The organism is Belnapia moabensis DSM 16746, from assembly GCF_000745835.1.
In the GTDB taxonomy this organism is placed as follows: domain Bacteria; phylum Pseudomonadota; class Alphaproteobacteria; order Acetobacterales; family Acetobacteraceae; genus Belnapia; species Belnapia moabensis.
Genome location: NZ_KN050762.1, coordinates 8,182 through 13,342 on the forward strand (window position 1 = coordinate 8,182; position 5,161 = coordinate 13,342).

Sequence of the window (5,161 nt, forward strand, 5' to 3'; positions counted from 1 at the left end):
AAGACGCGGTGACCAGCCGGCGACCGTCCGGGCTGAAGGCGGCCGTTCGTTCCGGCAATACGGCGACCTCCCGGTTCATCAGCCATGCCCGGTAAAGAGCACCGACTGTTGCTCGGGATGCGCTTCCACCGGCAAGTTCACCAACGTGCGTTTGGGAGTGCAGCGCCAGCAGCATCCCTGTCATAGCGTCACCACGCTCAGTTGTGCCATCGGCCAAAGTTGCCAGAACTTGCGCTTGTGCGAGCTGTGCGTCCTTAAACCGTTCATACGCAACGTAGGCCGCAGTGCCGGCCCCTAATGCCGCGACGAGGGCGATACCGCTCGCACCAATGGCATAGAGGAGGCGGCGCTTTGCCGCTTGGCGTTGTTTAACGGCTTCGCGGGCCGCTTTTTCGGCTTCTACACGCTGGTCGTCCGCATCACGTGCGGCTTTTTCGGCATCTGTGCGCTGCCGTCTTGCTTCGGCTTCGGCAGCTTGCGCGGCTGCTCTTTGTTGCTCGGCTTCGCGCGCTGCGTCTTGCGCTGCTTTGCGTTGCGCCTCAAGTGCGGTGATCTGCGCCTGCTGTTCCCGCTCCTGCTGCTGGCGTTTTTCGTCGCGGTGCTGAATGGAGGCAGCGAGATAGTCGGCCACTGGGCGGAGGTTGTCCGCGGCACGCTCCTCACGCCACCGTTCTGCCTCCGCCAGCCTCCGGCCCTGTAGCAGATCTGATGCATCGCGGCTGCGCTGCCACTCCGCGGCTTTGGCTTCGGTCTTCTGCAGCCACAGCCGGAAAGCGCGGTCCTCATCCAGCCAGCTACGCAGCCGCGTCCAGTGCCGGATCAGCGCCTCGTGCACGATCTCGGCCGTCGGCTCGCCGCTGACATTGCTGGATCCCGTGGTGATTAACCGTGCCTGCCGATCCTGGCTGGCGAGTTGCTCCACCAAATCCCACTCGCGCGCCTCGAACTCACCGCGCCGTCGTACCCGCCGTGTGTCTTCGCCCTCCCGGCTAGGGTCTCCTAGCCAAACCAACGAGATAAGCACTTTGCGGAACGCTGCCTCGCCGAAGTTGCGGCTAAGGTCCTCGAATACCGCTTCAGCATGGCGCATCAGCGCTGAGACCAGTACTTCTTGGGCCTGCGGGCTGAATGTTGTCTGTCGCCGGAGGAGCCGGTCGCGCTGTTGCGACCAGAGCTCCGCTAGGGTGAACTCGAGCAGCGGCAGGGCATCACTCGAGGTGCTAACGGCCTGCATTAACTCGTCGACCAAGCCTGCCTCGAAGCTGACCTCGAGCGAGCGTGCCGGCTCTTCGATGGCACGCCGCAGTTCACTGGCCGTCATCGGCCCGAGCTTCACGTCGGCATCCTTTAGCGCATCCGCCAGGGCCCGTATCCCAAGCGCCCGCCCCATGTAATCGGCCCGGATAGTCAGCACGCAGCGTGCGGCAGGGTCACGGGTACGGCTGGTATCAGTGGCAGCCTGCAGGCACTGCACAAAGCGGATCCTGAGGCTTTGCTCTGGTTCATGCTCAGCCGGATCAACGACAAGAGTGAACAGCTCCTCGAATTGGTCTGCCAGCAGCAGCAGCCTTACCGGCTCATGCTGGCTCCTTGCCGCGGTCAGCCGCTGCAGATGTTCGACGATGCTGCCCGGGGCGCTGCGCAGCGATGCCGCCAGCCTGTCGACCGCTTCCTCCTGCCGAAGAAGCTCAATGATACTACTGCCGCGGCCCTGGGTGGCCTCGATAAGGGCGGCGGTTAGGTTGCGGAAGGGATCCGGCGACGGCGCACCAGGGCGGAAGGTCACCACGCACCAGGGGTCCTGGAGGCGCAGCCATGGCACTAAGCCTGCCCGGATCAGGGACGACTTGCCACTACCCGAGCGACCCACCACGGCCACTAGCGGCAGCTTCTCCAGCTTGGCCGCCAGTTCCTCGATGGCCCGCTCGCGGCCATGAAAGAACCGCGCATCTGCCTCCTGGAAAGCACCAAGACCTTTGTACGGCCGTGCCAGCGGTGGCCAGGCGAGCTCGAGCTGCGCCGCCGGGATGATGATGGCGATGCGCTTGCTTTCGTCCTGCGCTGCCTCGGCAGCCATGCCAAGCACCGAGCTGCTGGTCTCATCGAGTAGCGCCGCGCCGCTGAAGCCGCCCTCAATAAAGAAGCCCGGCAGCGTGTTACCAACTGCAAGCAAGCGGCCATGCTCGAGCGTCGTGCCAATCTCCCCGGCCGCATCCATCCCGCCGTCGAAGCCAGCCGGAAAGCCTTTGACCCAGAATGGCTGACCGCGGTTAGGCTGGGTCATGGCCGTGCGGTAGGGCCGGATCCGCGTATCGCGCTCGAGCTCAAGTACTGCGATGTCAGTAGCGGGTCCTTGCCCTGCCGGGCGCCATCCCACCACTTGGGCGGAGAGCCCGGGACTGCTGTCGGCCTGGGCAAAGGGGAACTCGATCCAGATCGGCTCCGACGGGCGTGCCGCTGCATCCCAAGCCAGGCCTAGTGCCTCGTTGACGACATGGGCGCAGGTCATGACGTACCGCGGCGAAATCAGGAAGGCGGTGCCGACGACGGGGCCGGCAGCCGTGGCCCTTACCCGGGCAATGGCCTGCTGCAGGGGTGCAGTCATCGCACTACCCTATCCCACCCGGTGGCGGCGCGTCAGCCGCCTGACTTCCAGGTCAGGGTGACCTTCACATTGCCCTCGAGCGAGGTCTTGGCGATCAATGCATCGGCACCGGCGGTGAACTTGATGCCAAACTCCAGGCTGACCTGCTCGGGCTTGGCCGAAAGATTGCGCAGCTCCCCCATCAGCGCCTCGACGCCAGGCCTGACCTGCGCTACCGCGCTTTCAAAACTCTCCTGCACCTTCTCAGCCGCGCTGCGGGCGACGGGGCGGGTGCCGACTTGCGGATCATCGACCTCGACCAGCAGTTTGCCACCACCAGCAACCGGAAACTCGATCAGTCGACTACCCATCGCCGCACTCCCTCATGGCCGCAACGGCATGGTTCCGGGCTTTGCCAGGTGTGTCGAGAATTATCGCTGCAACACCTAGCGCCAGCTCCGCCGGATGCGGCCCCGACATCAAGCGATCCAAATACCTCTGCGGGGCCATTATCCATCAAAGGTTGAATTCATACTGCAATGCCTCATCTTTCAAGGAAGCCTTGATTAGGGCCTGTTGACGGTGGGAATTCTCACGGCGCGCCGTTCGTGATTCAAGCTCCGGGTTGGCGGAGGACGGAGCGTGCTGGATCAAGACCGGTTCGTGGTGGGCGACACGGCTTGGGAGAAGGTGGCGCCGCTGCTGCCGGGCAAACCGACCGATCCAGGCGGCAGGGGCAAAGACAACCGGCTGTTCCTTGAAGCGGTGCTGTGGCGGGTGCGGGCGGGGGCGCCCTGGCGCGATCTGCCCAGCGCCTTCGGCAAGTGGAACAGCGTCTTCCAGCGCTTCCGCCGCTGGGTGAAGGGCGGTGTATTCGAGCGCGTCTTCGCCTGCTTGTCTGGCGAGCCGGACTTCGAATATGCCCTGATCGACGGCACCATCGTCACCGCCCACCAGAAGGCGAGTGGCGCAAGGGGGGGACCCAAGCTCAGGCCATTGGGCGTTCGCGCGGCGGCCTGACCACCAAGATCGTCGCCCTGGCCGACGCACTCGGCAATCTGGTGCGCTTCGTGCTGTTGCCCGGCCAGCGACACGACACTGTTGGCGTAGCGCCACTGATCGAGGGTGTCGCCTTCGGCGCCCTGCTCGGCGACAAAGCCTTCGACGTGGACTGGTTGAGGGCAGATCTTGATGCACGCGGGGCCCCGCAGTGATCCCGACCAAGGCCAACCGCAAGGCCCAGATCACCCTCGACCGCGACATGTACCGTTGGCGCCACCTCATCGAGAACACTTTCGCCAAGCTGAAGGAGTTCAGAGCCGTCGCCACTCGCTACGACAAGACAGATACCAGCTACGCCGCCTCCATCCATCTCGCCGCCGCCGTCATCGCTTCACGATGACCGTCAACAGGCCCTAGTTCGACCTCAATTGCAGGAGCCGGTACGGAAGCAGTGGCGGGCTCTGGCGGCCCTCCTGGTGCGACCTGGCGAGACCGATGCCCTGACGGCGCGGCTGCGCACGGAGGACCAGCCGACGGCGGTGGCCACCCGCCTGCCGGATCGGAACCTGTTTCTGACGGAGGGGACGCCGATCGCCTGCATCCCCGATGCGCCGATCACCTCAGACGTTGAAGGCGCGTTCCGCTGCAAGGTGCCGGAGGCGGTCTACTCGACCAGTGGCGCTGTCCCGCTGCTAGATGCCAGGACGTGGATCAGCGGGCGGGTCGGCGCGGGGCTGCGGCGTGGGCAACGTCGGCTGTTCGCGGTGATGACGCGGGTCGAGACGCCACAAGGCTGTCTCATCCGCATCCGCGCACCAGCTGCTGATGCAGTTGGCCAAGCCGGGCTAGACGGCGAGATCAACTCCCACTTTTTCCAGCGGTTCGGGGCCTATATTGGCATGGCATTCCTGGAAAGCGGCATGCAGGCCGCTGTTCTTGCCGCCAGTTCGGGCATCAGCCGCGGCGGCATCCAGTTCAACCAGTTCCAGCAAGCCGGACGGCAGGGCGGGCAAAGCCTCTTCGCCGAGGATGCTGCGATACCGCCAACGCTATACCGGAACCAGGCCCAGCCTATCGTCGTCAGATTGACGCAGGACATCGACATGCGCCCATGCTTCAGGCTGCGCGCCCGCTGACAGGCTCGACTTAATTCCGGAATTTTGAGTTGAGAGACCTTGGTACGGGGGGTCATACCAAAGGAGGCCGCCGTGATCGACCCGACCGAGAACCAACTCGCACTTGCTCTGTTATTGATGCGGCCCTCATTGTCTTGATCTGATTGACTGGGGATCCAAGTTCGCGGGCATGAGGCACGTGGACATGCGCAAGCTGCCCGCGGCGGCTCAGGAAGAGCGCCGGCGGCAGGTGGTCGGGCTTCGTCAGCGCGGCCTGACCTTTCGGGAGATTGCCGAGCAGGTCGGGCTGAGCCGGACCGGGGTGATCAACATCTGCCAGCGCTTTGCAGCTGAGGGCGCGAAAGGGCTGGTCGGCAAGCCGCGCGGCCGCAAACCCGACGAACAGCGCCTGCTGGATACGGCCCAGGAAGCTGAGGTGCAGACGCTGATCCGCCGTCAC

Annotated in this window: 4 protein-coding genes and 1 pseudogene; 3 read left to right on the plus strand and 2 right to left on the minus strand. The window is 64.7% G+C overall.

Annotation, left to right across the window (positions count from 1 at the left end; all coding sequences use genetic code 11):
- Positions 1 to 2,605 (minus strand): nSTAND1 domain-containing NTPase (locus EP26_RS36640; protein WP_043345788.1); only part of this gene is annotated, 2,605 nt, incomplete at its 3' end.
- Between the two features lie 32 nt (positions 2,606 to 2,637).
- On the minus strand, positions 2,638 to 2,955 hold the full coding sequence (locus tag EP26_RS31480) for a CU044_2847 family protein (protein ID WP_043345790.1): 318 nt from the start codon (positions 2,953 to 2,955) through the stop codon (positions 2,638 to 2,640).
- A gap of 274 nt (positions 2,956 to 3,229) precedes the next feature.
- Here EP26_RS31480 and EP26_RS34555 point away from each other — a divergent pair.
- From EP26_RS34555 to EP26_RS31500, 3 genes and pseudogenes are all read left to right on the plus strand, one after another.
- Positions 3,230 to 3,986: pseudogene (locus EP26_RS34555) on the plus strand (IS5 family transposase).
- 139 nt (positions 3,987 to 4,125) lie between these two features.
- Complete coding sequence (locus tag EP26_RS31495) at positions 4,126 to 4,722, plus strand: TrbI/VirB10 family protein (protein WP_169747583.1); 597 nt, start codon at positions 4,126 to 4,128, stop codon at positions 4,720 to 4,722.
- A gap of 184 nt (positions 4,723 to 4,906) precedes the next feature.
- A partial coding sequence (locus EP26_RS31500; protein WP_211259678.1) for a helix-turn-helix domain-containing protein occupies positions 4,907 to 5,161 on the plus strand: 255 nt, incomplete at its 3' end.

Excerpts from the sequence above, each read along its gene's own strand:
- EP26_RS31480 (WP_043345790.1), bottom strand. The coding sequence starts at position 2,955 with ATGGGTAGTCGACTGATCGAGTTTCCGGTTGCTGGTGGTGGCAAACTG.